The sequence below is a fragment of the Brevibacillus porteri genome, from assembly GCF_003013475.1.
In the GTDB taxonomy this organism is placed as follows: Bacteria; Bacillota; Bacilli; order Brevibacillales; family Brevibacillaceae; genus Brevibacillus; species Brevibacillus porteri.
This window is the reverse complement of the sequence record NZ_PXZO01000065.1, coordinates 40,920-66,594: the sequence shown is the minus strand read 5'-3', so window position 1 is coordinate 66,594 and position 25,675 is coordinate 40,920. Positions and strand designations below refer to the sequence as shown.

General features: G+C 46.6%; 28 protein-coding genes, 2 pseudogenes and 1 riboswitch. Of the genes and pseudogenes, 9 read left to right on the top strand and 21 right to left on the bottom strand.

The window, feature by feature from the left end:
• Positions 1–2: 2 nt before the first annotated feature.
• Positions 3–1,055 (bottom strand): M42 family metallopeptidase, encoded by a 1,053-nt coding sequence (locus C7R92_RS28910; RefSeq protein ID WP_106836548.1) that lies wholly within the window; start codon positions 1,053–1,055, stop codon positions 3–5.
• Positions 1,056–1,091: 36 nt separating this feature from the next.
• Positions 1,092–1,562: a thioredoxin-dependent thiol peroxidase gene (bcp, locus tag C7R92_RS28905; RefSeq protein WP_069846632.1), complete on the bottom strand. Its 471-nt coding sequence runs from the start codon at positions 1,560–1,562 to the stop codon at positions 1,092–1,094.
• Between the two features lie 156 nt (positions 1,563–1,718).
• Here bcp and C7R92_RS28900 point away from each other — a divergent pair, with 156 nt between their 5' ends.
• Both C7R92_RS28900 and C7R92_RS28895 read left to right on the top strand, forming a co-directional pair.
• Positions 1,719–2,336 carry a winged helix-turn-helix domain-containing protein gene (locus tag C7R92_RS28900; protein WP_069846634.1) on the top strand — a complete coding sequence of 206 codons (618 nt, stop codon included), beginning with the start codon at positions 1,719–1,721 and terminating at the stop codon, positions 2,334–2,336.
• A gap of 63 nt (positions 2,337–2,399) precedes the next feature.
• Positions 2,400–3,038 (top strand): HAD family hydrolase, encoded by a 639-nt coding sequence (locus C7R92_RS28895; protein WP_106836547.1) that lies wholly within the window; start codon positions 2,400–2,402, stop codon positions 3,036–3,038.
• 52 nt (positions 3,039–3,090) lie between these two features.
• On the opposite strand, the gene proS is transcribed toward C7R92_RS28895, so the two are convergent.
• The gene (proS, locus tag C7R92_RS28890; protein WP_106836546.1) at positions 3,091–4,557 is read right to left on the bottom strand and encodes a proline--tRNA ligase; all 1,467 of its coding nucleotides are present in this window, start codon (positions 4,555–4,557) and stop codon (positions 3,091–3,093) included.
• 311 nt (positions 4,558–4,868) lie between these two features.
• The gene (locus C7R92_RS28885; protein ID WP_017250168.1) at positions 4,869–5,480 is read right to left on the bottom strand and encodes an ECF transporter S component; all 612 of its coding nucleotides are present in this window, start codon (positions 5,478–5,480) and stop codon (positions 4,869–4,871) included.
• A 234-nt stretch (positions 5,481–5,714) separates the two neighbouring features.
• Positions 5,715–5,869, bottom strand: a riboswitch (FMN riboswitch).
• A gap of 226 nt (positions 5,870–6,095) precedes the next feature.
• Between C7R92_RS28885 and C7R92_RS33020 the strand changes: the two genes are divergently transcribed.
• Positions 6,096–6,191 (top strand): putative holin-like toxin, encoded by a 96-nt coding sequence (locus C7R92_RS33020; protein ID WP_012684786.1) that lies wholly within the window; start codon positions 6,096–6,098, stop codon positions 6,189–6,191.
• Between the two features lie 179 nt (positions 6,192–6,370).
• Here the strand turns inward: C7R92_RS33020 and C7R92_RS28880 are convergent, their stop codons facing one another.
• The 4 genes from C7R92_RS28880 to C7R92_RS28865 form a co-directional block, all read right to left on the bottom strand.
• Entirely contained in the window at positions 6,371–7,168 is a 798-nt protein-coding gene (locus C7R92_RS28880; RefSeq protein ID WP_106836545.1) for an ABC transporter permease, read from the bottom strand.
• A 3-nt stretch (positions 7,169–7,171) separates the two neighbouring features.
• Positions 7,172–7,966: an ABC transporter permease gene (locus tag C7R92_RS28875; RefSeq protein ID WP_106836544.1), complete on the bottom strand. Its 795-nt coding sequence runs from the start codon at positions 7,964–7,966 to the stop codon at positions 7,172–7,174.
• Positions 7,959–8,969 carry an ABC transporter ATP-binding protein gene (locus C7R92_RS28870; protein WP_106836543.1) on the bottom strand — a complete coding sequence of 337 codons (1,011 nt, stop codon included), beginning with the start codon at positions 8,967–8,969 and terminating at the stop codon, positions 7,959–7,961. The genes C7R92_RS28875 and C7R92_RS28870 overlap by 8 nt, the downstream gene beginning before the upstream one ends.
• A gap of 89 nt (positions 8,970–9,058) precedes the next feature.
• Complete coding sequence (locus C7R92_RS28865; protein ID WP_244195860.1) at positions 9,059–9,901, bottom strand: protein phosphatase 2C domain-containing protein; 843 nt, start codon at positions 9,899–9,901, stop codon at positions 9,059–9,061.
• 165 nt (positions 9,902–10,066) lie between these two features.
• Here C7R92_RS28865 and C7R92_RS28860 point away from each other — a divergent pair, with 165 nt between their 5' ends.
• The 5 genes from C7R92_RS28860 (at position 10,067) to C7R92_RS28845 (ending at position 14,265) form a co-directional block, all read left to right on the top strand.
• The gene (locus C7R92_RS28860) at positions 10,067–11,353 is read left to right on the top strand and encodes a glutamate-1-semialdehyde 2,1-aminomutase (protein WP_106836541.1); all 1,287 of its coding nucleotides are present in this window, start codon (positions 10,067–10,069) and stop codon (positions 11,351–11,353) included.
• A 79-nt stretch (positions 11,354–11,432) separates the two neighbouring features.
• Positions 11,433–11,573 carry a hypothetical protein gene (locus tag C7R92_RS32485; RefSeq protein WP_007729817.1) on the top strand — a complete coding sequence of 47 codons (141 nt, stop codon included), beginning with the start codon at positions 11,433–11,435 and terminating at the stop codon, positions 11,571–11,573.
• 224 nt (positions 11,574–11,797) lie between these two features.
• Positions 11,798–12,478: a zinc metallopeptidase gene (locus C7R92_RS28855; RefSeq protein ID WP_047073720.1), complete on the top strand. Its 681-nt coding sequence runs from the start codon at positions 11,798–11,800 to the stop codon at positions 12,476–12,478.
• Between the two features lie 96 nt (positions 12,479–12,574).
• A complete protein-coding gene (locus C7R92_RS28850; protein ID WP_106836540.1) occupies positions 12,575–13,390 on the top strand; it encodes a pyrroline-5-carboxylate reductase family protein in 816 nt (271 codons plus the stop codon).
• A gap of 23 nt (positions 13,391–13,413) precedes the next feature.
• Entirely contained in the window at positions 13,414–14,265 is an 852-nt protein-coding gene (locus C7R92_RS28845) for an NAD(P)-dependent oxidoreductase (RefSeq protein WP_106836539.1), read from the top strand.
• An 81-nt stretch (positions 14,266–14,346) separates the two neighbouring features.
• Here the strand turns inward: C7R92_RS28845 and C7R92_RS33470 are convergent.
• The 11 genes and pseudogenes from C7R92_RS33470 to C7R92_RS28790 form a co-directional block, all read right to left on the bottom strand.
• A pseudogene (locus C7R92_RS33470) lies at positions 14,347–14,436 on the bottom strand (helix-turn-helix domain-containing protein); the annotation flags it as partial.
• A gap of 457 nt (positions 14,437–14,893) precedes the next feature.
• Positions 14,894–15,445, bottom strand: coding sequence for a hypothetical protein (locus C7R92_RS28835; RefSeq protein WP_106836553.1), 552 nt, complete (start codon positions 15,443–15,445; stop codon positions 14,894–14,896).
• A gap of 4 nt (positions 15,446–15,449) precedes the next feature.
• Positions 15,450–15,620, bottom strand: coding sequence for a colicin E3/pyocin S6 family cytotoxin (locus C7R92_RS33015; RefSeq protein WP_244195861.1), 171 nt, complete (start codon positions 15,618–15,620; stop codon positions 15,450–15,452).
• Complete coding sequence (locus tag C7R92_RS33010; protein ID WP_244195859.1) at positions 15,551–15,856, bottom strand: hypothetical protein; 306 nt, start codon at positions 15,854–15,856, stop codon at positions 15,551–15,553. The genes C7R92_RS33015 and C7R92_RS33010 overlap by 70 nt, the downstream gene beginning before the upstream one ends.
• A gap of 510 nt (positions 15,857–16,366) precedes the next feature.
• Positions 16,367–16,759 (bottom strand): ribonuclease toxin immunity protein CdiI, encoded by a 393-nt coding sequence (gene cdiI, locus C7R92_RS28820; RefSeq protein WP_106836538.1) that lies wholly within the window; start codon positions 16,757–16,759, stop codon positions 16,367–16,369.
• A 21-nt stretch (positions 16,760–16,780) separates the two neighbouring features.
• Entirely contained in the window at positions 16,781–19,651 is a 2,871-nt protein-coding gene (locus C7R92_RS28815) for a CdiA family toxin C-terminal domain-containing protein (protein WP_106836537.1), read from the bottom strand.
• 22 nt (positions 19,652–19,673) lie between these two features.
• The gene (locus C7R92_RS28810; RefSeq protein ID WP_017250156.1) at positions 19,674–20,042 is read right to left on the bottom strand and encodes a DUF4280 domain-containing protein; all 369 of its coding nucleotides are present in this window, start codon (positions 20,040–20,042) and stop codon (positions 19,674–19,676) included.
• A gap of 38 nt (positions 20,043–20,080) precedes the next feature.
• Positions 20,081–20,704: a hypothetical protein gene (locus tag C7R92_RS28805; protein ID WP_106836536.1), complete on the bottom strand. Its 624-nt coding sequence runs from the start codon at positions 20,702–20,704 to the stop codon at positions 20,081–20,083.
• Positions 20,705–20,715: 11 nt separating this feature from the next.
• The gene (locus C7R92_RS28800; RefSeq protein ID WP_106836535.1) at positions 20,716–21,216 is read right to left on the bottom strand and encodes an imm11 family protein; all 501 of its coding nucleotides are present in this window, start codon (positions 21,214–21,216) and stop codon (positions 20,716–20,718) included.
• A 1-nt stretch (position 21,217) separates the two neighbouring features.
• Positions 21,218–21,835: a hypothetical protein gene (locus C7R92_RS28795; RefSeq protein WP_106836534.1), complete on the bottom strand. Its 618-nt coding sequence runs from the start codon at positions 21,833–21,835 to the stop codon at positions 21,218–21,220.
• Between the two features lie 18 nt (positions 21,836–21,853).
• A complete protein-coding gene (locus C7R92_RS28790; protein WP_106836533.1) occupies positions 21,854–23,326 on the bottom strand; it encodes a contractile injection system protein, VgrG/Pvc8 family in 1,473 nt (490 codons plus the stop codon).
• A gap of 250 nt (positions 23,327–23,576) precedes the next feature.
• Between C7R92_RS28790 and C7R92_RS28785 the strand changes: the two are divergent.
• Positions 23,577–23,753: pseudogene (locus C7R92_RS28785) on the top strand (YoaP domain-containing protein); the annotation flags it as partial.
• On the opposite strand, the gene C7R92_RS28780 reads toward C7R92_RS28785, so the two are convergent.
• Both C7R92_RS28780 and C7R92_RS28775 read right to left on the bottom strand, forming a co-directional pair.
• Positions 23,725–24,270, bottom strand: a complete 546-nt coding sequence (locus C7R92_RS28780; RefSeq protein WP_106836531.1) for a flavodoxin family protein — start codon at positions 24,268–24,270, stop codon at positions 23,725–23,727. The pseudogene C7R92_RS28785 and the gene C7R92_RS28780 overlap by 29 nt on opposite strands.
• Before the next feature lie 169 nt (positions 24,271–24,439).
• Positions 24,440–25,669, bottom strand: coding sequence for an MFS transporter (locus C7R92_RS28775; protein ID WP_106836530.1), 1,230 nt, complete (start codon positions 25,667–25,669; stop codon positions 24,440–24,442).
• Between the last annotated feature and the right edge of the window lie 6 nt (positions 25,670–25,675).

The following is a 25,675-nucleotide window of genomic DNA, read 5'->3' as shown; positions in this document are numbered from 1 at the left end:
TCCTATGCTTGCATTTCTTCTGATTGAAGGTAGGCCATAACGAGCTCTGCCGTGTTATCGAGTGCTTCTTTATGTGTACGTTCATGGGAGTGGGATGCATCTACTCCCGGTCCGATCAAACCATGGACAACGTCATATCCGGCTCTCAGTGCAGCACTCGCGTCAGAACCATAGTAAGGATAAATGTCCACTTGGTAGTTCAGACCGTTTGCTTGTGCGAGCTTGGTCAAATGGCTGCGCAATCCGTAGTGGTACGGTCCAGTGGAATCCTTCGCACAAATGGACACGCAATACTCATCTGTCGTCTGTCCATCCCCAATCGCGCCCATGTCGACAGCCAGATACTCCACCACGTTGGCAGGGATGCTGGAGTTGCCGCCGTAGCCGATCTCTTCATTATTGCTGATAAAAAAGTGCGTAGTGTAAGGCAGCTTCACACCGGATTCACTCAGTTCTTTTAGAACCCCCAGCAGCACAGCTACGCTTGCTTTGTCGTCGATATGGCGGGACTTGATGAAGCCGCTATCCGTTACCGTCACGCGCGGATCAAAGGAGACGAAATCTCCGACAGAAATCCCAAGTGCAAGTACTTGCTCTTTGTTTGTAACCTTCTCATCCAGCCGAACTTCCATGTTCGCCTCATTGCGCTCAGCTTTCCCCGCTTCTGAGCTGTATACATGCACGGAAGCTTTGGTAGACAAAATCGTACCAGTTACAAGATGACCGCTACTAGTCTCTACAACGCAGTGCTCCCCTTCAATCGCATTGAATGCAAAGCCACCGATCAAGGTCAGCTTCAAACGTCCGTTGCTCTTTATTTCTTTTACCATCGCGCCCAGCGTATCGACGTGAGCGGTCAAGAGTCTTGCTTTGTCGTTATTGGCCCCGGCTACGGTTGCAACGATTGCCCCTTTGTTTGTCCGTTTATAGGAAACGCCAAGATTTTCTAGCTCTTGTGCAACCCAGGCCATTACTTTTTCCGTATTGCCAGACGGACTTGGGATGTTCGCCAATTGGCAAAAGCTTTGTACAACATATTCCGTGGATACACTCATTGTATGTTCCTCCATTCGCCCGTTGCGAAATAAACGTTAGGATTGAAGCTCTTCCTTAATAAATTGAAGCACTTCCTGTACATGCCCTTTGACCTTTACTTTTGCCCATACTTTTGCAATGTTGCCTTCTTTGTCGATGACGAACGTCGTGCGTTCTATGCCCATATACTCTCGTCCGTACATTTTTTTCAATACCCACACACCATAAGCCTCTGCCACTTGGTGATCCGGATCTGCCAAAAGTGGAAAAGGCAATTCGTGCTTCGCGATAAATTTGTCATGCGATTTCACAGAATCCGGACTGATTCCGAGAACAACTGTATTCAGCTCAGCAAAGCCCGAATGGAAGTCACGAAAGTCGCATGCTTCTGTGGTACATGTCGGCGTTTGGTCCTTCGGATAAAAATAAAGCACTACATTTTGTCCATAAAATTGGGAAAGTGAGAGGGTCTGATTGTCGCTCGCCTGCAAAGTAAATGCAGGTGCAGCTTGTCCTACTGCCGTCAAACTTTTCCCTCCTCTCGATAATATCCTGTTTTCGCTGGTCCCATTTTACCACAATCTAGTAGTCACTTCATCCGCATACAAGTTGCGCTTTGATTCAGAAAAGGATAGAATAAAAAAAAATAAAATTTGGCCTAGTCAGTTGGATGGTGAATTCGCATGAAAGAGTTTTTTGAAGTAACAGATCCAGAAGCGCTAAAATCGCTTGCTATAGCGGAACGGGTTAAAATTTTGGAACTCTTTGAAGATTTGGAGCCCAGAACGGCCAAACAAATCGCTACAGAACTAGGCGAAAATGCTGCACGGCTACATTACCATGTGAAGGAGCTCGTGCGTGTTGGGCTGCTCGAGCAAGTGGATACCCGGGTAAAAGGCTCTATTGTGGAGAAATATTATGAGCCTGTTGCCAAGGTCATTCAGGTCAAGCTCCAATTGATGATTGAAGAAAACGCTCAACAATTAAGTGATGTCATGTTTACTCCGTTTCGTACTACGGAAAAGGATCTCATGCGAACTCTCAATCGCTTCGTCGCAAGCGACCAAGATGTTCGGAAAGAATACCAAAATACGTTCGCTTTTAATTTGACTGAATTTTATTTGAGTCAAGATGAACGCAATCAATTTGTGGAAGACATCTCTGAGCTGTTGCAAAAGTACAAAGGGTTCAAAAAGGAATCTGGCCGTCGAAAATTCAAGTTTTTCGACATCCTGTTCCCGTTGACTCCAGCTGACCCAACAGATGATTCAGATGACCCTTTTGATGATTCGAATGAGTAAGTCACCAAGAAAACCATCAGATACGATGGTTTTCTTTCATTTTCTAATCAAAGGAGGACTCCAATGCGGACGATCTTGTTTGATTTCGACGGCACAGTTGCCGATACCCTCCCCTTGATCTTCACCGCTTTTCGCTCTACCTTTCAGCAGTTTTTACAAGAGCATTATACTGACGAGCAGATTGTAGCTCTCTTTGGCCCCACAGAGATAGGCATTTTGCAAAACGAGCTTCCCCCACATGCGCATGACAACGCCCTCGCTCATTTTTATCGTGTATACACAGATGAACACTCCCGCGTACAAAACCCTGACAATATCCGAAGCATGCTCGACGAACTTCACTCGACAGGTATCCAAATGGGAATCGTAACAGGAAAAGGACGGAAAAGCGCTGACATCTCCCTTCGAGAATGGGGATTAGATTCGTATTTTTCCGTCGTGATCACAGGGGATGAGGTCACACATCCAAAGCCTCATCCAGAAGGTATTTTTACCGCTATGCAACAGCTAGGTGCTACGCCTGCAGAAACCATTTTCGTAGGTGACAGTGATGCTGACGTGTTAGCTGGTCGAGCCGCTGGTTTGCGAACAGTCGGTGTGGATTGGCTTTTGGTTACACAAAAGTCGGGAAAATTCGATCCCGAGCCTGACTACCACTTTACGGATGTGCACGCTTTTACCGATTGGATACTCAGACGCTAGATGAAAAAAGGGTGTGCCCTGCCGCCGAAGCGTGGACACACCCTTTTTTTGATTAATACGCCCGTCCGAACCAGACGCTATGCTGTGACTCTCTACGGCAGCAAATGCAGGCTGTCTTTCGTACAGGAGGCTCAAACGGGATGTTGCGAGAGGTGAACTTGGTTTCCTCTTTGATCTTCGATTCACAAGCATCATCCCCACACCAGCCAGCTAACACCCATCCACTCAGCTTGTTTTCGCTCTCGCTTTTGGCAATATGAGCGGACAGTTGCTCCAGTGTATCGATCCCCAAATGTGAGTTCTCATCACGGAAGGCTAGTGCTTTTTGGAACATATGTTGCTGAATCTCTTCCAACAGTTGAACAACTGTTTGCGCGATACCTTCAAGTGAAACCGTCACCTTCTCCCCTGTATCACGTCGAGCCAGAATGACTTGACCATTTTCCACGTCGCGTGGGCCGAGCTCCAGACGCAGAGGAACCCCGCGCATTTCCCACTCATTGAACTTCCAGCCTGGTGTTTCTTCACGAAGATCAGCACGGACACGCACTCCTGCGGCCTTGATCTCGTCAAAGAGTGGATCAAACGCCTCCATGACTTTCTCGCGCAGCTTCATCGGACCGACTGGGATCATAATAACCTGTGTCGGAGCCATGCGAGGCGGCAACACTAGACCACGGTCATCGCCATGAACCATGATCATCGAACCAATCAGTCGCGTAGAGGTTCCCCATGATGTGGTGTGAACGTACTTGAACTGATTGTCACGATCCAAAAACTTGATTTCAAAGCCGCGCGCGAATTTATCGCCCAAATAGTGCGAGGTACCCGCTTGCACTGCTTTGCCATCCTTCATCATCGCTTCAATGGAATACGTGTCGACAGCACCAGCAAAGCGTTCACTTGGTGTTTTTTGTCCCTTCCAAACCGGAATGGCCAGCTCCTGCTCGACGACCTCTCGGTAAATCTCCAGCATTTGCATCGTTTCCTGACGAGCTTCCTCCTCTGTCGCATGTGCCGTGTGGCCTTCCTGCCAGAGAAATTCCGATGTCCGCAAGAACGGCATCGTCCGCTTTTCCCAACGAAAAACGTTTGCCCATTGGTTGATTAATACAGGCAGGTCGCGGTAGCTCTGAATCCATTGGCTGTACATATGTCCGATGATCGTTTCGGAGGTTGGACGTAGCGCGAGCTTTTCCTCTAGCGGCTCGCCCCCAGCCTCTGTTACCCAAGGCAACTCTGGATTGAAGCCCTCGATATGCTCTTTTTCTTTTTGAAAGAAGGACTCGGGTATCAGCATCGGGAAATAGGCATTGCGATGTCCTGTCTCTTTGAAGCGCTTATTCATCGCCTCTTGAATTCGCTCCCAGAGCTCAAAGCCATCCGGCTTGAACACGATGCAGCCGCGTACCGGTGTGTAGTCCATCAAATCCGCCTTTTTAATGGCATCGATGTACCAACGCGAAAAATCCACCGATTGCGGTGTAATTTCTTTTACAAACGCTTTGTCCTCTTTCATCCGTCTACGCTCCTTTTTGATCTTACGTAAAATGCAAAAAATCCCCCATCCCAAAAAGGGACGGAGGATTAACTTCCGCGGTACCACCCTGATTGACTACAGCATAGCCATAGTCCTCTCGATAACCCGATAACGGTGGGCATCCGGCTAAGCTCTTCACCAGCGGCTTCAGGATGGGGTGCAGTTATCCTTTACGTATCAGCCTTCCAGACTAGGGCCGACTCTCTGTCACGGGGAATAGCTGCGGGTCCTTTCATAGCCTTTTGTGACTATCTATTAACTAAACATATTAGCGAGTCACATCGTGGTTGTCAATTGTTGGTACGCGCAGCGATTCTGGAGCCGAGCTTCACGTAGATCGGATACGCGACCACTGAAATCATAACACCTTTGAAGAGATTGAATGGTACGATTCCGTACAGAACCAAGGACCAGATACTTGTCGCATTGAACATGGTCAAAAGCTGTTCAATCGGCATTTGATAAAGCACAGCGTACGCAGGCAACAGTACATATGCATTTGCCACAGCCATGACAATCGTCATCAACAGCGTTCCCAGAGCAAGACCAGTCAGGAAGCCTTTTTTGCCTTGGCCGAGACGCTGCATGTAGACAGCCGCAAAAATAAAGCTTGATCCTGCTACGACGTTTGCGAGCTCACCGATCAACAGACCGTCTGTATTTTTGAAGAGCATGTGCAATGTATTTTTTAGTACCTCGATAATAACGCCAGCTACAGGTCCGTACATGAGTCCCCCGATCAATGCCGGGAGTGTACTGAAGTCCAGCTTCAAAAAGCTTGGCATCAGCGGAACAGGAACCTCGAGATACTGCAGAATAAATGCAACGGCCGCCAGCATGGGAATCGTCACCAGCTTTTGGGTTGCACGTGTACGCGAAGAATGCAGCGCTGTTTCTTTCATGTTTACCATCTCCTCATTTTTCTACTCCTTCTTGAGGAATGGCAACAGTCGTTGTAGGCTCACACGTTTTGTTACACAAACAGAATAAACCCTGTGGCTATAAGTTCCACAGGGCATTTGCAAGCGTATGACAAAACCGTGCGCAAATAAAAGGTACAAGAAACAAGAGGGCTGGCCTCTACGTTCCCGTCCCGTTTGCACAGGCAAACAAGCACGTGTGATAAACGTACTGTCGTCATCCTTCTCCCATCCAGACTGTACTGTCGGCTCTGGAATCACACCAGATCCTGCACTCCGTCGCTATTTGCAGCTCGGGAGGCTCGCGGGCTTAACATGCACAAAGCATGATCACCGCCGGTCGGGAATTTCACCCTGCCCCGAAGGAATGTGTAGTTGTATACAGCATATTATACTGCTGTTTTTTGATTTGACAATAGAGGAAACTGCCAGCTCGACACTTTTTGTTTATTTTTCCGATGAGTTTAGTGCGAATAACGAATAAAAAAAGACACTTGCTAACTAGAGAGCATTTTCATGCTATCATTCGCTTGTACAATAGAATCGGCTCCTCAAGGGTGGTCGCGGCTCATCCCCATTTGAAAGGGGGTGAGGCCTGTGGTAACGAATGAAACACTCGGACTGCTTTTCCAGTTTGGGTTGTTCCTGGTCGCTTTAATCGGCTTGGTTGTTACCTTGACCAAAAAGAAATAGACCGCCCTTGAGTTCGCACCTCAGCGGTCTATTTCACACCCAGATTTGAGCCGCACCCCTATGTGGGAAGCTCCTATTGTACCGACCGTTCCGGTTGCCGCCGGAACGGTCTTTTTTACTTTATGCTTGTAGATCTCGTTACATCCAATATTACCACAGCGAGGTCGAATGATAAATAATCAAGAACCCGCTCCCCGATATTTCGTAACTCCCCAGTTCCAGATGATCAGTCCGATCCCGAAAAAGATGATAGCCACTACCGGAGTCATTGCGGCATACGTGTACCAAACTTCCTTGCGCAAAAAGTAAGCTGCCGGATAAACACCCACGAAGGCAAACGGCAGCACGTAGGTGAGCACAAAGCGAATAGCTTTGTTGTACACGTCTACCGGATAGCGCCCATATTGCTGGATGTTGTAGATCATCGGGGCAATCCCTGTCCTCGAGTCAGAAAAGAAGCTAACCGCAGCAATTGCAGTATACACGCCACCGTAAATCAGTGCCCCGCTGATTGAGAGCCCGATAAAGATGAACACGTCGTACCAGTAAAACGACAAATCGAGTTGAATGGCAGCATACCCCATGATGATGATCCCGGTTATGACTCCAAAAATGCGGTCTGGCGCAATCGACTCGAGGCATACCTGTGCCAGATTGTGAATCGGTCTCGTCAGGATGCGATCCATCTCGCCCCGAATGATATACCGTTCGTTGAAGTCCCAAAAGCCGAAGAACATCGAGAACAACGCGTACGGAACCAAAAAGAAACCATAGATAAAGATAATCTCATCACGCGTCCAATCCCCCATCAAAGGAACATGCGTGAACACGACAATAATAAAGATGAGATTGATCAGCTCAGAAACTAGATTGGACACAAAATCACCGATAAAATCTGTTCGATAGGCAAGTCTCGTCTTGAAGTACTGGCTCAGGTAGTCGGCAAAAATACTGAAAATATGTCTCATGTTTTGCATGCTCTACCCTCCTTGCACAACCAGCTTGTTGCGGGCAAAACGCCACATCACCAAGATGGGAACCAGTATGACAAACATCCAGATGACCTGAAAACCGATCAATTCCCAGGAACGTTCCGTAGTAATCGCACCTGTGAAAATCAAGCTCGGATAGTAGTTAACTGCCTGAAATGGAAGGTAACCCATTACCGTTTGCGCCCAGCCCGGGAAAAAGCTGATCGGAAGCACGAGACCAGACAACAGATCCACTACGACCCGCTTGGCTCGCATCATACCATCGTTTCGGAACAGGAAGAAAGTCAGCAAGCCTGTCACCAGGTTGATTTGTGTATTGATCAAAAACGCACACATCAAGCTGATCAAATACAGTCCCCATCCAGTCACTGTCGCCGGGAAGCTGAACGGAATGATCAGGCTGATAAGAAAGATCCCTGGACCCGCGAAAAAGAAAAAGCGAAAGATCCCTTCCCCAAACGCCTGCGCCGTTTTCACGGACAAGTAATTATAAGGGCGTATCATTTCGATCGCGACCTTGCCTTCTCGGACGTCCTGGGCTATTTCTGTATCGATGTTGTTAAAATAAAACGCCCGCGACATCCAAGCAATCGCAACGTAGGAAGTCATCTGTTCCACCGTAAGCCCGCCCAGCTGCTGCTGTCCTCCGTAGATCGCTCCCCATAAAAAGTAGTACGCACCGATGTTGATCGCGTAGATAATGATCCCGCTGTAATAATTCACACGATAGGCAAGCATCGTCAAAAACCTCATGCGGATAAGTTCCATATAAAGCTTACGCATGGCTGGCTACCTCTTGGTCTGAGGAATAAATGTTGCGAACGATATCCTCTGTGCTCGTCTCCTCGATTTTCACGTCGCTGACTTCAAAGGATGACATGACCGTCGACAAAACAAAGGGTAGCATTTCCTGACTTCTCGCTACTTTTACATTGAGGGTAAAATCATTGATTTGCTCGATCTCACAAGGCATCTCTCCCAATGCTTGACGGATTGCGGCTGCTGAAGTGCGTTTTTTCATTTGGAAGGACACCTCTGTGCCATTACCCCATTTTTCCTTGAGGTCATTCAGCAAGCCATCGAAGATCAGCTTCCCTTTGTCCATGACAAGCACGCGTTTACAGAGTGCTTCGATGTCCGACACATCGTGAGTCGTCAACAAGATCGTCATATTTTCCGTCTCGTTCAGATTACGGAGAAACTCACGGATTTTTTGCTTAACAAGCACATCGAGCCCAACTGTCGGTTCATCGAGAAATAGCAGGCGCGGCTTATGAATCAACGAAGCAGCCACTTCACAGCGCATCCGCTGGCCGAGACTTAGTTTGCGCACTGGCTGACTGACGAACGGAGAAATCTCCAGCTCCTCAATCAAACGCTCCAGCCACTTTTCTCCTTCTGCCTCGTCTACCTTATAAACACTCTTCAACAGACGGAAGGACTCTAGCGGAGAAAGGTCCCACCAAAGCTGAGAGCGCTGCCCGAAAACAACTCCGATGGAACGAACGTAGTCTTCCCGCTGCTTGAAAGGCACATAGCCGTTAATGACGATTTCGCCGTCGCTCGGGGTCAAGATTCCGGTCAGCATCTTGATCGTGGTCGATTTTCCGGCACCATTTTCCCCAATCAGCGCGAACATTTCCCCTTCCTTTACTGTAAAGGAAAGGTCATCCACCGCTTTTACCGTCTTGTACTCCCGACTGAACAAATCACGAAAAGCACCACCAAGGCCCGGTCTGGACTGATGGATGCGGAAATCCTTTTGTAAATGATTTACCTGAATCATGGAAAACCGTCCTTTTTTCTTCGCTTAAATACCATTTGTAGTGTATATGAGTCAATCGAATTGTGCAAAAGGCAAACTGCACCAAACTGTTAATGAAGAGAAAGGATCATTCCCGTTTTGTCGTCTGACTTTTTGAAGCGGATATAGCGGATGCACTCGGGATCGTTGTTTTCCAGAGAGATGAGCTCGTCTGTATAACGTTGCAGCCCTTTATGTACGATCGGCAGCACCGTCTCTTCCCACTTCGGCTGTGCTCCACCTAAAGCTCTCGGCATGAAAAGACCATCCGTTGCCAGCACCAATGCCTTCACGCCAACTCGATTCATGCGGCCATACTCTATAAAATCCCGACAGGCTGCATCACCATTCAACACTCCGTAGCCTCCTGGTCCATTCGCCTGATAGCGGTTATGGATCAGGATGTCCATACATCGTTCGTACAGCTCTGTTCGCGTACACAATCCTTCTTTGATTCCTTCTTCCCACTTCGCCAAGGCTGCCTGTTCCAAATGGCTGACTTGCGTATGCGTCAGGGGTCGTACCGTGTCATCATCATAAACGGCAAATATCATGCAATCTCCCAACTGCGCGTACTCGATATGGGCATCTCCTACACGGACGACTGCACAGGCCGCTCCCCACAATGCTTCCTTTTTCTCAAGATCAATGCCGCTTTGCCGCATCTGCTCCTGAAGGGCTAAGTTTATCGTCTCCAAATAATCGTGCAAAGCTGCATCCTCCGGCATTGCTTCCAGCTGCTTTTTTACGAGCTCAGCCGCGATAGCTCCGCCTGTCTGTCCTGCTGCGTTCTCATACGGAATCAGCGACGTAATGCCGTCGATAACCGCATACACATGCTTGACCTGCTGAATCACATAGGCGTCCTCATTGCTTTTGCCGCTTCCTTTCATGGAGATGCTCTCAAGTTTCATGATGACCCCGCCTTTACCCATGGAGTGATTTGCTTGAAAATTGTATCATTTTTCCTTTCCTTCATCTATAGCTCTCCGTTCATATCCAGTTGTTGAACAGCTGTGGTAAGATAATGAAGGACTTTTTCCAAAAGAGGTAGTTTCAAAAGAAAAGAGGGAATATGCATGAAACGTGAACGATCCGCGCAACTGCACGAGGAAGCACTCGACGTCATTCTAGGCGGGGTAAACAGCCCTTCCCGCTCTTTCAAGGCTGTAGGCGGGGGAGCACCCGTAACGATGAAACGTGCCCAGGGCGCGTATTTCTGGGACGTGGACGGCAATCGATATATTGACTACTTAGCAGCATATGGCCCCATCATTACTGGCCATGCACATCCACATGTGACCGAAGCGATTTGCGAAGCAGCTGCCAACGGAACCCTGTACGGTACTCCTACTCCATGGGAAATTACCTTCGCAAACATGATCCGCGAAGCAATCCCTTCGATGGAGCGCATTCGTTTTAACAACTCCGGTACAGAAGCAGTCATGACCTGCATTCGTGTAGCACGTGCCTATACCGGACGTGTCAAAATCATCAAATTCGCAGGCTGCTACCACGGTCACTCTGATTTGGTGCTGGTTGCAGCTGGCTCTGGACCATCAACCTTGGGGATTCCAGACAGTGCGGGTATTCCACAAAGCATCGCCAGCGAAGTCATTACGGTACCTTTTAATAATGTCCAAGCATTTGCAGAAGCTATGAACAAATGGGGCAGCGAAACGGCTTGCGTCCTCGTGGAGCCGATTGTCGGCAACTTCGGTATCGTGGCACCTGAGCCTGGCTTCTTGGAAGAGGTTAACCGCATCACGCATGAAGCAGGCGCACTTGTCGTCTACGATGAAGTGATTACGGCCTTCCGCTTCTGCTACGGCGGAGCACAAAACCTCCTCGGAGTCGAGCCTGATCTGACTGCATTGGGCAAAATTATCGGTGGCGGTCTGCCAATCGGTGCTTATGGCGGTCGTCGGGAAATCATGGAACAAGTCGCCCCACTCGGACCTGCGTATCAAGCAGGAACAATGGCTGGTAATCCTGCTTCCATCCGTGCGGGAATCGCCTGCCTGGAAGTATTGAAGCAGCCGGGCGTGTACGATGAATTCGAACGACTGGGCTCCATGCTTGCGAACGGAATCACCGAGGCAGCCAACAAACACGGCGTAACCATCCAGCTCAATCGTGTAAAAGGGGCATTGGCTGTTTACTTTACGGACGAGCCTGTTCATGATTATGATGCAGCTCAGAAAGCGAATGGAGAAATTTTTGCCCGCTTCTTCCAGCTGATGCTGAATGAAGGTGTATGTCTGGCACCATCTAAATATGAAGCTTGGTTCGTGACCACAGCTCATACAAAAGAAGACATTCAATTCACCATCGCAGCTGTAGACCGCGCCTTTTCTCAGCTGTAAACCATTCCCACGTCCTTTCGCATCCGTCCAAGGAAATAATAAGCCTGTTCGCGATTATGTTTTCGAGGAGGATATTTCGGTGTCCAAAGGTGAAAAATCATATCCGCAGGCTCCTGAAAAGACGTTGGATTCCAAAATGAGCAGTAAAATGCTCGAAGTGACCGGCTTTCAAAACCCGCGAAAAACCGAGCATCACAAAACTCAAAATCACGACAGATAATCAAGAAAACAGACACATTCCCCATCATGATGACGAGGAATGTGTCTTGTTTTTTCGCATGTGGCAACATTGTCAATAATGGTCAGAGATTGTACAATAAAATAGTGAAACTGTCATAGGACTTATTCGTATACATGAATATGGGACAGAATGAAGTAGTAAGGTTACACGTATGGCTTAGCAACATTTCGTTTTCATAGATTACAGCGAGGAGTGAGTGTGGAATGTTTTTCCATCCTATGGATTTCCTGATTCTGATTGCATTCGGACTGTCGCTCTGGGCACAGTTTCGTGTGAAAGGAACTTTTAACAAATTCGCCGAAGTTCCTACCTCCTCCGGTCTTACCGGTGCAGAGGCCGCCCGCCGCATGCTTGATGCGAACGGCTTGACGAACGTTCCTGTTCAACATATCCCAGGTACATTGACTGACCACTACGACCCGACTGATCGTGTCGTACGCCTGTCTGATCCTGTATACTTCGGCAACTCGATTGCCTCTCTGTCCGTTGCTTGTCACGAGGTCGGCCATGCGATTCAACACAAGGTCTCGTACCCGATGCTGGTAGCACGCCATCGCATTTTCCCGGTAGTCAACCTGGTGTCCGGTGTAGCGCCATTGCTGCTGTTGGCTGGTTTCTTCTTTAAAATGGCTGGACTTTTGCTCATCGGGATTATCTTCTTCTCCGGAGCGGTTGCCTTCCAGCTCGTCACACTACCTGTCGAGTTTAACGCAAGTAGCCGTGCGAAAGATCTGATGCTCAAAATGGGCTTCATCCGCAATGAAGAAGAGCGTGGCGCAAGCAAAGTACTGGGCGCAGCCGCTCTGACGTACGTAGCTGCCGCTCTGATCTCTGTTCTGGAGTTGGCGAAATACATCATGATTTTCCGTAGCTCTGACGACTAATCCGTTTAACGAAACGGCAAAGGTACAGCTCCCTCACAGGGGAGGCTGTACCTTTTTTCATAAGGCTACGTTACAATTAGGCGGGGGGTTTTGCACATGCGAATTGGAATCATTGGATTAGGCAGTATGGGACAAATGCTGGTGAAATCGCTCTGTAAAAGCGGTGTGATCCAGCCCGAGCATATCACCGTCTTCAATCGAACAAGAGAAAAGGCTGAACATCTGCAGGCATCACATGGTATTCTCATAGCCGAAAGTGCGCAAGAGGTGTGCAACCAAGCAAATCTGGTCTTCCTCTGCACAAAGCCACTGGATATCCTGCCTGTATTGCGAAAGTTGTCTATCCCTGAAAGTGTACATATCGTTTCTGTGGCAGCAGGTGTTAGCATCGATGATTTGGAAACCGTCCATGCTGGTGCCGTAAGCAAGGTAATTCCTACCGTTACTTCGCAAGAGTTGCATGGTGTATCTCTATTTACATCCAGCCGTCGAACAAGTGCAGAGGATCGCAATGAGCTTCTCACTCTCCTGTCTTCCATTAGTCAATCACAGGAAGTATCCGAGGTCGAGATTGAAACAGCGACGATCCTCACCAGCAGCGCACCTGGACTGATCGCAGGGATTCTTGATTCGTTCGCGCAGGCAGCCGTTCGCAAAACACCAGAGCTAGACCTGGATACGGCGAGAAGCATGCTGGTGGAAACGATGCTGGGAACCGCTCTTTTGCTCAAAAACGAACAGCTTAGCTTCGACCAGCTGATCGAACGTGTGGCTACCAAAGGTGGCATTACCGAGGAAGGCTTGCGTGTTCTTGACAAGACGCTTCCTTCTGGGTTTGACGAGTTGTTTGCGATGACTGAATCCAAGCACGCTGCTTTGAAGATACTTGTCCAACAACAAATAAAAGCATAAACCGCGGATAGGAGAACAAGAAAATGATCATCGGTTGGATTGGTTTGGGAAACATGGGCATACCAATGGCTAGCAATCTGCTGGCTGCTGGCTACGACGTATGTGTCTGGAATCGTACGCCGGGAAAAGCTGCACCATTAGTGGCTCTGGGAGCGAAGGAGACAGCCACTCTGTCAGATTTGGTAGCACAATGCGATGTACTGTTCACGATGGTAAGCGATGATGATGCAGTAAAAGCAATCTATACTGGCACAGACGGTCTCTTGAGCCTGTCCATCCAAGGCAAGCTTGCAGTAGATATGAGCACGATTTCACCGGGTACATCCCGTTATATCGCAGAGCAAGCCCAGGAAGTTGGACTGCGCTTTCTCGATGCACCTGTGTCCGGTAGCGTAGGGCCTGCCAAAGAAGGCAAGCTCGTCATCATGGTAGGCGGAGAGCAGGCTGATTTTAAGGTAGCCAAGCCTATGCTGGACAAGCTGGGCAAAGCCGCGTTTTATTTGGGACCAAACGGAGCGGGTACATCTGCGAAGCTGGCGATCAACCTGCTGCTCGGCATTACAGTACAAGGTGTGTCTGAAACATTACTATTCGCACGATCCCTCGGCATTGGTACGGAGCAAATGCTGGACATCATTTCCGAGAGCGCCGTAGGAACACCACTCATTCGCGGAAAAGCGGCTTCCATCCTCGCTGACAACTATCCGGCTGCCTTTGCCCTAAAGCATATGGCCAAGGACCTTCGACTTGCGAATGAAGCAGGCGTCTCTACCCCATTGGCTGAATCCGTAAATGCGACCTATCGTCATGCATTGGAAGAAGGCTTGGGCGAGCTGGATTTGATGGCGATCCTGCGTCATCTCGAAGGAAAATGAATACTCCCGCCACTTACCTACCGGTTGGGGTGGGGGGTTCTTATGTGTCGTCGTTACCGGACTCTTCTTGCCTGCCAATTCCTTGATATGGCGTTCTACTGACTTAGAACTATACCCGATGTTTCTAACCATCATTTCAATGGTCGGATAGCACTGACTCTTGTCGCTCAGCTTGATCCCAATTAGTTACGGTGAATATTTCTCTGACCGCCCCTTCACATTATCTATCGTTCCATGTACGTACATTGTTGCAATTATTTTTGAAAAAACCGCAAAAAAGCGAAGATAACAAAAAACAGGTCAATCATGGTGGCATCTGACCATAATCGACCTGTAATCCGCAACACATTGATGGTAATAAGGGTATAAAATTTAAGCTTCATGTGCGTACAACCAAAATGAAATTACATGGGTTAAGTATGTAATTGGTTGGATGATGGGTTCATTCCGCACTGGGAGGGGGGCTATAAGATCAATCGCCGCCATCTATCTAGACAAGTGAAAAGACCACAACACGGGCGGGTAGCTCGTATTGTGGTTTGTTGGTTCTATTGAACGATCTTGTTATTGGGGTTGAAACGGGTTTACACAAAATTTTTGACAGATCGAAATGATCGACTACTCAGAGCTAACATAGTTCTAACACATCAGTGAATAAAGCATCGCCTAAAGTTAATCTCCTATTGAAAGGTTTAATACTAGGTAAAGCATCCCACTCATAAACCGTATCATAGAAATCATATAGATGACTAAGCTCAGAATACCCTTTTAAAGTCATGATCCTATTAATTTGATTCATTCCTTGTATCATTTCTAAAGATTCTGCTGTACCAATTATCTCCAAAGGACCATTAATCAAGTTATGCCTTAATGAATAACTAAAATCCAAAATATAAATTGGGACTAACTTTGAAACTTTTATATTTATTTGTTGAGAAAGTTGAAAACCTTCCTTACCTGATATATCCTGCAGATGTATTAAAATATCTGCTGAAGGGCTGATCATATTTCTACATTCAATTTCCTTCAGATTTCCAATATCATTAAGTTCAATTGGTACATCTAGTTTTTCAGCACATTTCTTTTTATACCATTCGTCTAATTCTCTTTTAACCAATAACCGTTCAACTAACTCTCCAACCTCAGGAAATTCTTCAACAAAACGCTGTCCATGTTCCATGATATTAACCATCCCATCTTCTTTTAGGTTCACCATCTTTAGTTTGCTTTCCTGTCACAGGATCAAACTCTCCTAAATGTTCTGTCCTTCGTTTATTCCACTTATCTAACTTGCCATGTTGTGAATCCCACTGCCAATTAAACCCATTATTATCTGACCAAGATTTTCTTTTAATTTTTCTTTAATCTGAGTCATTCCCATCTGTTCCATCCACTTTGTTGGTTCTATAAGTCTGTAACCATTTGTATCGTCTCCAACAATTTTTTGCTTATCAGCTATATTGGAATTATACTCTTCTGTTCTCTGCTGCTTACGTTTGAAATATCCCCCATAAGCATCATTACCCGTCCCCTCATTACCATTATCACTACGACGATGATTCCCACCACCACCGCATCCATTACCAGACAAATCATCGTTCTGAACCTATTCCCCGTGAGTATATCTCCCGCGTAATTCAAGGCATTGGTAGCACGATCCGCGACTCCTTTTGCCATGATATGTCGCTCTGTAAGTGATCCTATGTCTTCCCCGCTCATCCATTCATAAATTTCTTTTGAGCCATCGAACTGTGGTAAACGCAATATGTGCTGTATCAACCACAGCACCTTACAATGCAATTCAATTTTTTTAACGATGGCACACGGCGTGTACAACTATGTCATCTCCCTCTTCTAAGCTCGGGAAATACATATAGTTACTTCCTCTGCATACACAAAAGGCTCATTCCTCCCCTCATTCGAGTTGGAATAAGCCTTTAAAAGTTTATTGAGTTCGGTTGTCAAGTTTTTAGTGTTTAGTTTGTTGGTTGTATTGTACAATCTTGTTGTTTGCTTGTACTCTTATTTACACAACATTCCTAGCACACCTGTTCATCACTCTATGTACCAATCAATATCTCATTTTATATCTGTATTATCATTATTTATACAGATTTAGATTGTCTCTAATTTGTGCCAAATATCTCTTAACCTCGTCATCAAATTGAGAATGTCGAGTCAAAAAGTCGTTACAAGCAATCTCTAAATACATCACATATGAATGATTGTCAATTATTGTTTGATTAGTCTCACCTCCCGGTCCATAAGTAATAAAGAACTCAACCCCCTCTTCAAAATATCCATCTTCTTCGGGATGATACGAATCAGGAAAATTAAAGCCTCTATAATTTGCAGAGAAACCATATCCTTCTGCCATGGATTCTAAAGCTTCCATAAAATCGTGATCAGAAAGCAAAAAGAAATATTCAATCACCGTACTAAAATTCCCTTCTTTATTTGGAAACATTTGCGCATACTCTTCAAAATTTCGCATATTTATTACACTCCTTCAAATTTATAAACTTCTATATTGATTCCAATTTACAACTGGGTAAAAATTATTAATCTCCGTTTCGTCTGGATATACCCATCCCTCAAATTTCAATCCGCGTGCTTCACCTTGTAATATTCTTTGCCCCCCTGGTGTCGTAATAATTCTTCCATTCTCCAATGCTTCACGCATTGCTTCTTCTCCCCATTTAATCATTTCATTGTCTGAAATAATATCTGGATCATATACAGTCTTTTTATAATTTCCTTTTTTCCATACATCTGGAGAATATTGACCTCTTATTTCAGCTCCCATGTTATATCTTATATCGAATACTCCCTCAATGGTTGGATGGTTTTCTCTATCAGCAAACTCTCTAATTGGTCTGCCTGTTCTATCAAAAATACCAAAAAATTCCTTTATGTTGTGACCACCTGAAACACCACCTGAACCAAAGCCTTCTGCTTCTACTAAATGTTTATCATATCCTGGTTTAAATTTAGGTTCAATTTTCGGAGCTTGTGGCGTCCCCTCATTATCTCGCTTATTATTTCTATTATTCCCATGATTATTGTTATGCCCGCCACCACCATTCCCGTCCAACGAAAAGAACATCGGCCTACCTGTATTAGGAACCAGCTTGGAATATCCTTGCATAGCAGCTAGAAAACCATTAACCATCTCTTGCATTTCTTTCAACGCATCTTCAACAGTCTTCGCCTTCGTTTTGAACTTCCCATCCAGCGTTTCCATATCTTTTTTAATAGAGTCAAAAAGTCCGAATAATGGAGTTTCATTTCCGTCGGTTCTATTGCTTCCGTTACTTCCATCTCTGCCGTTACCATCTGGCGTACGATCCCTATTTGGTCCATCTGGCGTCAGTTTGGCTGCTGTAGTCACTGTCTTCATAGCGGCTCCACCCATTCCACCTGACAGTCCACTCACGATTACCTCAGCACCTATGACATTTACTCTTCCCGTATTCCTACCTCGTTGGTAGCTTTCCTCCAGTGTTCTTTTTAGCTTTGCTTCTTTACCTCCATACTTGTCTTCGAACTGGTGTAGCCAATTCATCCCGACTGGAATAACGTAGTCCTGCATGACGCTCTCTTCGACTTTTGCACCAGCCGCTTGTATATCTTGACAGATTTCAACAAACCCCTTCTCGCCCTGAAACACATCTCCTACATAATTTACCGCACTCGTAGCTTTTTGTTCTGTTTCTTTTGCTAAGTTGTTCCCCTCGGTTAACGACTTAACCTCCGTTCCCCTGATGTTGGTGACCGTCTCACCCTCATCACTCGCTAACAATTGTACGCCTGTGTAGGCAACATCGGCAACATCTACGGCAAAGTTCCATAGCGACGACAGGGTCTCTTCAACGACTTCCCCTTGCCCTTTGGATTCTGCCGCATCGTGATCTGCGAGTCGTTTATCTACCGCGCCCTGCCAGCCTAGACTCTTCATATCTTTTTCAAACGGACTCAAGATAGGATCAAACGTCTGGCTCTTCTCCGCATCCAGAAGAATCTGGTCGCTACTCGTGCCGTTCTCTTCTACTAATGCGATCGTATCCGTAGCTGTATCGAGATACATCCCTTCCGAACCCACCATGTAGACAGCGGCACCATTTACATTCAGTTCTCCTGACGCGTGAATGTTTACATTCGTGGTACTGTTCAGACTCACACCCCAGAGGCTACTCAGCGAGATTTCCAACGCACCTTCTTTGGCGGTCATCCTCAGTTCGGTGTCTCCCATGGTGAATTCTTTCCCTTGTGGGTTGCCAAACGATTTGACTCCCGGGTCCACCATTCGCTTATCGTTCTTCTCGACAAAGCTTCCCTGTGGCGCATGACGGACGGAGTTGATAACCATCGCATCGTCCTCATCGGCACCTGGGAAATACAATTTTACTTTAGAGCCGATCTCCGGCATGAGGTATAGGATTTGGTTGCCTTCCGCCCCATAAGGGAACCACTGTGCCTTGCTCTTATCTTGCGTTTTATCGATAGCTAGATGGATTTTGACTTGGTTTCGTCCGATTTGAATGATTTCTCCATCTATAGCGGCACCGATGATGGCTTTGTTATAGATCTTCTTTTGTTTCACACTTTTGCGAGTTGCGCAAACATACGTCCATCTGAATAGACCATCTACCATGCTTGCTATTCGCTTGGTAATAGCGAAGGTCTGCCCCTCTCGCAACACTTCATCCCCAAGCTCTAAAACATCGTCGTGTTCAAACGTGTAGGTTCTATATGGTGCGATGGACTGGTTAACCTCGTATGGCCTGTCTTTCAGCTTGATCTGCTTTCTTCCCTCTGGTAGACCGACCCAGAAGCGCACCTTATTCGCACTCACATCTGGTACGAGGACAGCCCCTACGTGAGAGGCAATTCGTTTTAAAAACACCCAGTCTGTCTCTTCGTATTGCATGATGTATTTGCCCTGTTTGAGATCATCGAAGGCGTTATCGATCATATCTCCACCAGGATACTTCGACACGAGCTCATCTACAATACTTGAGTACAATCGGCTCTCGTCTTGAAATGAACACATCTTCACGCTCATATCCATGGCATAGGTATGCGATACAGCTTCCACCGTCAAATAGTGGACATCACGGACAACCTTGATCTCCACATGATGTAGTCGTCCGATAAATATCGACTTCTTCTGCTTTCCTACCTTCTGACACAGCTCAATTACGTCGTGGCTACCCGCTCTATGTATAATCTCATCTTCTTTTTCTTCGGGAACAATACCTGTAAAGCGTAATTTTGCGTGTTCGCCAGTTTGATGGACAAATTCCAACCGATCAAGTCGGATCGTTCCATAGGACCAGACAATCTGTATATCCTGGTAGGTCATGACTCCATCAGTTTCTTGCATAAACTTCTCTCCTTCAATCACATCAATCCTGCCCATCCTTTTCAATCGTAATAATCCCTTTGACAGTACAAATCAGCTCCGACTTACTGAGTAATGCTGGCTCGTTTTCTACGAGTACATCGTGCTTTCCATCCGTCCACTTGTTAGCTATCATTGGTTTACATACGGTTCCTGTGTCCCTGCAAATACCAAAACATCCAATATTGGCATCGACAACGTTATCGGCAATATTCATGACCGGTTTACCACGCGCGTATACTCCGTGGCATTGCGGCAAATTTAAAAAGCTGGTGTCTGTTCCCTCACTGCATTTTACGGTTGCCCCACGTACAACATAGGAATACTCACCGTGTGCCTTCGGAGCCAGAAGTTGAAGCAAAGGCAAAAGCATCTCCCTACTCCCCTTTCGTTACATAACGTTGCAATAAATCATACCAGTCGCATCGTTCGAATCAAGGCTCTAGCTAATGGCTGCCATACAATCACTTCGTCAGCTGCGAAATGGAAGCTACCGAGCAGCAATCTACCCTCTAGTGCAGTAACAAACAAGATTTGATAATACTTCCCGTTCTTTAGCGGTATGACGAATTCGCTACTCGCCACCTTCATTTCACTGAGCTCAATCACTTCGTTATGTACGACTTGCAAGCCCGCTTGCTTTTTTTTCAACTGAATCGTCATTGTACTCAAAAATTGCTCTACATCGTCCATCTGTATGAGGTGCGTCATATGTGTCAGACCAAACATGACTGTGCCTTTTTCATTTTTGTAAGTCATCTGATCATGCTGGTGAGTTGTATTTCCTTTTGATTCGATCCCTCTAGGAATCAGCCACATAGACGTTGGGAGATGAATCGCCATCTGCTCGTCGAAAAATAGCTTCTCTTCACAAGAAATCGTTTGCCCTTCGTACTCAATGACACCAAGCTGCACTCCTGCCAGCCATTCTTCAGGTGACATTTGTGCCATCTTCTCTTCTACTTCCTTGATTTCACGTCGTTTCTGGATGTCATTCCAGGCATCCAAGATCTTCTCATCCCAGTAGACGGTCATGACTCCCTCCGTTACGCCTGCTCTACTTTTTGTAAAACGAAGCCCGTATAGCTTCTACGCAGTAAGCTTTCTGCTGCATCGAGACTCACCACGATATACGGCTCCAAAATTCCTTCAATGGCAAAAAAATGATGCGGCTTTACCTTTTCGTGGTCTAACACAAGTCTCTTTACGGTTCCATTTAGATGAAACTCGCTATCCTGTGAAAGACAATCCAAGGTAGGTATTTGCATGACCCAGTACACGTTTTGTGAGCCAGATCGCTTGTCTATCAAATGGACACATTTCCACTGAATTCTCGGATTGTATTTCTCGATAATCGACTTCATCTGTTGTGACATCATAGGCAAAGGCTTTTCCAGCCAGTCTGTGTACTCATTGAAGCTATGTTCAGCGACATCTAAAATCGAGACAGGCGGGAGCTGTGTGAAGCTGTCTTCATATCGTAGACCCTGCGGTTTCACCTTTTGAGCGATTCGACTGTCATCCATGAGTTGGTAGTAATCTCTCATGTCATCCCGCCCCCTTGATTTGATCTCGTGTGGAACCATCATCGATATGCACATCTTCGCTAAAGTCTTTAAACTCCCCGACTCTGATGCGCAAACATTTCGCCTTATTTATCTCCGAATACTCTGGGAGTTTTATGGCTTCTTGGATCGCTATCCGGATCAGATCCGTCACCATTTGACTAAAACAATCCAAACGCTTCCATACCATATGCTCCACATCCGCTGTGTGTAGAACACCGATGTACTTTTTACGATGCTCATCTAGAAGACGAATCAACGATGAAATCTCTTGAAAAGCCCAATTGGCGTCGTATCTGGCATAGCATTCGACAGGTTCCCAATACCACTGATCTGTATAAGCCTCGATGAGGTAGGTATAAGTACCTTCCAGAATAGATGTCCTCAGCATGGAGTAATGAATAAATCCAACTGGTGCTAGCTCCCCACGATCCTGCATGACTTTGATCCGACTTGCGATCTGTCGAAACGACTCCACAAACTCATCGACGAGCTGGGCTTGATGTTGATGAAAAAATAGCTGGACTGCCGCCACCCGTTCTGCCAAAGCAGGTAAAAACACCTGGTCGTGCAGATGCTGGAGTGCTTCATCTTTCATCATGACCGTGTGTTCCTCCCATTAGTTCATTTTTATCTCTGTTCCCTTGATCTCGATCTTTTCATTTAATGAAATGGTGTTTCCTTTTCCAATCAGCTCGATCTTATCGGCTTTGACGCGTAGCGTTTGGCCGATCAGATACGCCTCTTTACTAGCACTAATGCTCACATTTTTATCACTCACGATCTCGATTCCGGTATCATCGCTGATTGTGATAGACATACCGCCTGCTGATATCACAATCTTATCTGGCGCCAGCATGATCTCCTTGCCGTATTTCGTGCGGAAGGTCTTCACAGCCGGATCTTTCATCCGATCGGGACCCGCGCCCGCGCTCGGTCTTGAGCTACTTGGAGCGGAGGACTTTTGGGGAGCCGGAGATTTGGCATCTGGGTTATCTCGGAGCACCGAACTGATGGCAATACCGTCCTCTTCCTTTTTGCTCGGGAAGTAGATTCGTATCTGGTCGCCTATTTCCGGCATGACATACCAACCTGTATTGTTCTCGGACGTATAGATCGTCGAATAAGGGAACCAGTAAGCGGTACTCTCATCCTGTTGATCATCCATGTCTAGCTTGGCTCTGATATTATCTTTTTGAATCTGAAGAACGCGCCCTTGGATAGAGGCACCGATGATCGCGTTGTTATACATTTTCTTGCGCGAGAGTCCCTTATGTGGAAAGAGCTTGTAGGTATGCGTCAGTATTCCTTCCTTCATTTCAGTGACGGCTTCTCCGACGACAAGCTTCTTGGACTTGAAGCTCACTTCATCACCGACTTCGAGGATCTGCGGGCTTTCCACTTCATATACTGTAAAATCTTGATCATCAATTCCTGGCACTCGGTTTTCCGCAGCGCTCTGATATTCCCCCACCCTCTTTTGTACCGTATAATGCGCGACCTCTAGCTTGCCTTTATCCTTCCCTTTGGGCAGACCGAAATAAAATTTGGGTAGATCAAAAGCCGTTGCAGGCACCAAGCCTGTATAGAATCGCGAAGCCATCCGCTTGAGAAACTGCCAGTCGGTTTCTTCATATTGCATCACAAACGTATTGATCGCCTTACCGTTCGTGACCGAATCAATAAAATCGGCTTTCCCATATGAGGACAGCACCATTTTGACTAGCGCCGCATAAGTCATCCCTGGATTTTGGAATGAGCGTTTTCTCGGTTTGACATCCAATAAGTAGCTATGTGAAACAGCCTTCACTGTTAGGTAATAAATGCCCCTGACAGAATGGATATTTACATTCGTCACGATGCCTTGAAACCATGGCTTCGGCTGCCCCTTCTCGTCCGTCAAAGCTATTTTGATATGCGTTTGTTCATTTGTTAGATTCACATAACTGTCTTTCAGCTCATCTGGAATAATGCCCGTGATCGTTACCTTCGCGTGTTCGTTCATCTTTTTAACCACTTTTAGTGATTGCAAATGCGTGAATTTGTAAGGTGTCACTTGAATATTTCCATAGGTTAAAACCCGATTACTCACGTAGACTCATCCCTCCGTAGATATATCCAATGTTCTATCTTCTATACCAAAATAGACCATTATTGATAGATAAATTAATGGTAGTAGTTGTTTCGATTACCATAAATAAGCATAAAGTCCTTTTTTTATTTTCAACCTAGTGCTTTTTACCCTGTTTTTTGGAAATATCTAATTGCCCTACCTTCTTGTTGACCATATCCTGTAACTACTAACACCTAGGTAGCTGGGCTACAAGAAGAAGCACAAAACGCCAACTATATGGACAACCTTTGGGGTGTTTTATAATGGAGAATTCATTACGCACGAAATATTGAACTCAAACAAATTTGACAAATTACTAACAGAGCTTTTATTAGATGAAAAAAAAGAAAGACCGGAATTCTCTCCGGTCTTTCAGGCTATTGCTTGGCCTTCAGCCACGCATTAAAAATCTTTGCTTCCTCTACTGCCCGTTGATCTGACCATACATCACCGGGTTTGTTGCCTTCCCCGATCATATAGCCTGCAAATAGCATTCCGACGAAAGAAAAAACATACTGAAACTGCTGGATTAGTGGCAGCCCCTTCAATCTGGGCTGGTCTCCACCAGTCGTAATGACATATGCCTGCTTTTGTCCGAGAGATTCTTTGAAGGAATAACGCTTGTCACGCATGCTCTGCGACCAGCGATCCACATAGTTTTTCATATGCCCTGACATGCCGTACCAATAGATGGGCGTAGAGAAAATCAGAAAATCATGGGCGAGTACCGCTTCTGTCACTTCATCGTAATCATCCGCGACTGCATCGAAGCCTCCCTCGTCATGCCTTTGGTCGTGAATCGGGCGAATGCTTTTTTCTCGCAAACGGATACTGGTGTGCGGCACGCCTTCCAATGCTAGATTTGTCAATTGTTCCGTATTCCCTGCGTCTCTTGAGCTTCCATGCAATACGAGAATGTTCATGTGCTCACCCATCCTTACATCTTTGTTTGCTCTTTTTATTGTATGGGGAAAGAAGGGCTTTCTCAAACCTTAAAGGGCCTAACCGATTCTTTAAACTGTCGGACGACCACCTCCAAACAAAAAAGCTGCCTTCCCGAGAAAAGTCTACGGAAAGACAGCCTATTCTGTTTTAATTTACGGAAACCCCACTCGAATGCTCCGTCTGCTTTTTTTGCAAGCGCAACGCAAAAAGGAAAGCAACGAGTAACAATCCAGCAGATACATAATAAACAGCCCGGACTCCCTGCCATTCAGCGATAGCCCCCATCACCAAGGCAGAAGCGCCAAAGACAAGTAAATCAATCGTCCCCTTCGCTGACATGACATAGGGCAGTGCTGATTCCTCAGTCTCTTGCTGCAAAAGTGTCTGCTTGCTTACATGCACCATTTCCAAAAATGGGCCCAGTGCAAAGGAAAACAACAGTGCCACAAGAGCGTTCGTACTGCTGCCAAAACAAAAGGTAAAGAATCCGACGCCAATCGTACCGCAAATGATCCAGCGAAATAAATGGCGACGCATCCGCTCCGCATACATCAATAGCAGCGTCCCACCTGCAATGGCTCCAAGCATGTAACCGGCATTGATGTAGCCCCACCATTCTTCGCCTTGTCCAAGCACATCGAGGACAAATGGCAGCATAATCGCAGCGATCCACACACCCCCGGACAAGCCGATCACGACATCCATCGCGACCAGCAGTCGCAGTACAGGTACATCGCGAATTGTCTTCCATCCAGTGAGCCAATTTGTTGTCGCCTTAGCTGCCTGTTCTTCACGCAGCTTTTCGCTTGCTGGTGCAATGCCTGTCATCGCGATCGTTGCCACAACATAGGCACCAACCGTTCCCCACAGAACAACACCTGCTCCCAGCCAAGAAACGAGTAATCCCCCTGCTGCCCAGCCAGCAAAATGAACGGTTTGATCCGATGTGGCAAGCAACCCATTCGCTCGCATGAGATCTTCTCGTCCAACCAACTGCGGCACCATGGCATTGCGCGCAGGGTTTGCCCAGCCATCCATGAAGGCGATGGTTGACCCCAATCCGAACAACAGCCAGATCCACTCTCCCTGCTCTCCTACACCGCTGCAGACAGCTAATGAGGCTGCAGCCAAAAGTATCGTCTTCAAGCCTTGCGACAGCACGAGCATGCCCGTCAACGACAATCGCTGAAACACCAACGGAGCCAACAAGCTGCTCACAGACTGCGACGCTACGATGACAACCGGAATAAACGCCGTGTACATGACAGAGCCAGTTGCAGCGTAGATGATCGAAATAAACGCGACAATATAAAATACATCCCCAAGGTTGGCCAATGTCTGACCCGCCCAGAGGCAAATAAAGCGTCGATGCCACATAAAGCA

Coding starts and splice junctions, on each gene's coding strand:
- C7R92_RS28850 (WP_106836540.1), top strand. CDS start 12,575: ATGCGAATTGGAATCATTGGATTAGGCAGTATGGGACAAATGCTGGTG.
- C7R92_RS28835 (WP_106836553.1), bottom strand. CDS start 15,445: ATGGAACATGGACAGCGTTTTGTTGAAGAATTTCCTGAGGTTGGAGAG.
- C7R92_RS28870 (WP_106836543.1), bottom strand. CDS start 8,969: ATGATTCAGGTAAATCATTTACAAAAGGATTTCCGCATCCATCAGTCC.
- C7R92_RS28860 (WP_106836541.1), top strand. CDS start 10,067: ATGAAACGTGAACGATCCGCGCAACTGCACGAGGAAGCACTCGACGTC.
- C7R92_RS28805 (WP_106836536.1), bottom strand. CDS start 20,704: ATGACCGTCTACTGGGATGAGAAGATCTTGGATGCCTGGAATGACATC.
- C7R92_RS28865 (WP_244195860.1), bottom strand. CDS start 9,901: ATGAAACTTGAGAGCATCTCCATGAAAGGAAGCGGCAAAAGCAATGAG.
- C7R92_RS28895 (WP_106836547.1), top strand. CDS start 2,400: ATGCGGACGATCTTGTTTGATTTCGACGGCACAGTTGCCGATACCCTC.
- C7R92_RS28875 (WP_106836544.1), bottom strand. CDS start 7,966: ATGCGTAAGCTTTATATGGAACTTATCCGCATGAGGTTTTTGACGATG.
- C7R92_RS28810 (WP_017250156.1), bottom strand. CDS start 20,042: ATGCTTTTGCCTTTGCTTCAACTTCTGGCTCCGAAGGCACACGGTGAG.
- C7R92_RS28855 (WP_047073720.1), top strand. CDS start 11,798: ATGTTTTTCCATCCTATGGATTTCCTGATTCTGATTGCATTCGGACTG.
- C7R92_RS28775 (WP_106836530.1), bottom strand. CDS start 25,669: ATGTGGCATCGACGCTTTATTTGCCTCTGGGCGGGTCAGACATTGGCC.
- C7R92_RS28900 (WP_069846634.1), top strand. CDS start 1,719: ATGAAAGAGTTTTTTGAAGTAACAGATCCAGAAGCGCTAAAATCGCTT.
- C7R92_RS28880 (WP_106836545.1), bottom strand. CDS start 7,168: ATGCAAAACATGAGACATATTTTCAGTATTTTTGCCGACTACCTGAGC.
- C7R92_RS28910 (WP_106836548.1), bottom strand. CDS start 1,055: ATGAGTGTATCCACGGAATATGTTGTACAAAGCTTTTGCCAATTGGCG.
- proS (WP_106836546.1), bottom strand. CDS start 4,557: ATGAAAGAGGACAAAGCGTTTGTAAAAGAAATTACACCGCAATCGGTG.
- C7R92_RS28795 (WP_106836534.1), bottom strand. CDS start 21,835: ATGATGAAAGATGAAGCACTCCAGCATCTGCACGACCAGGTGTTTTTA.
- C7R92_RS28780 (WP_106836531.1), bottom strand. CDS start 24,270: ATGAACATTCTCGTATTGCATGGAAGCTCAAGAGACGCAGGGAATACG.
- cdiI (WP_106836538.1), bottom strand. CDS start 16,759: ATGCGAAATTTTGAAGAGTATGCGCAAATGTTTCCAAATAAAGAAGGG.
- C7R92_RS28800 (WP_106836535.1), bottom strand. CDS start 21,216: ATGAGAGATTACTACCAACTCATGGATGACAGTCGAATCGCTCAAAAG.
- C7R92_RS28845 (WP_106836539.1), top strand. CDS start 13,414: ATGATCATCGGTTGGATTGGTTTGGGAAACATGGGCATACCAATGGCT.
- C7R92_RS28885 (WP_017250168.1), bottom strand. CDS start 5,480: ATGAAAGAAACAGCGCTGCATTCTTCGCGTACACGTGCAACCCAAAAG.
- C7R92_RS28815 (WP_106836537.1), bottom strand. CDS start 19,651: ATGCAAGAAACTGATGGAGTCATGACCTACCAGGATATACAGATTGTC.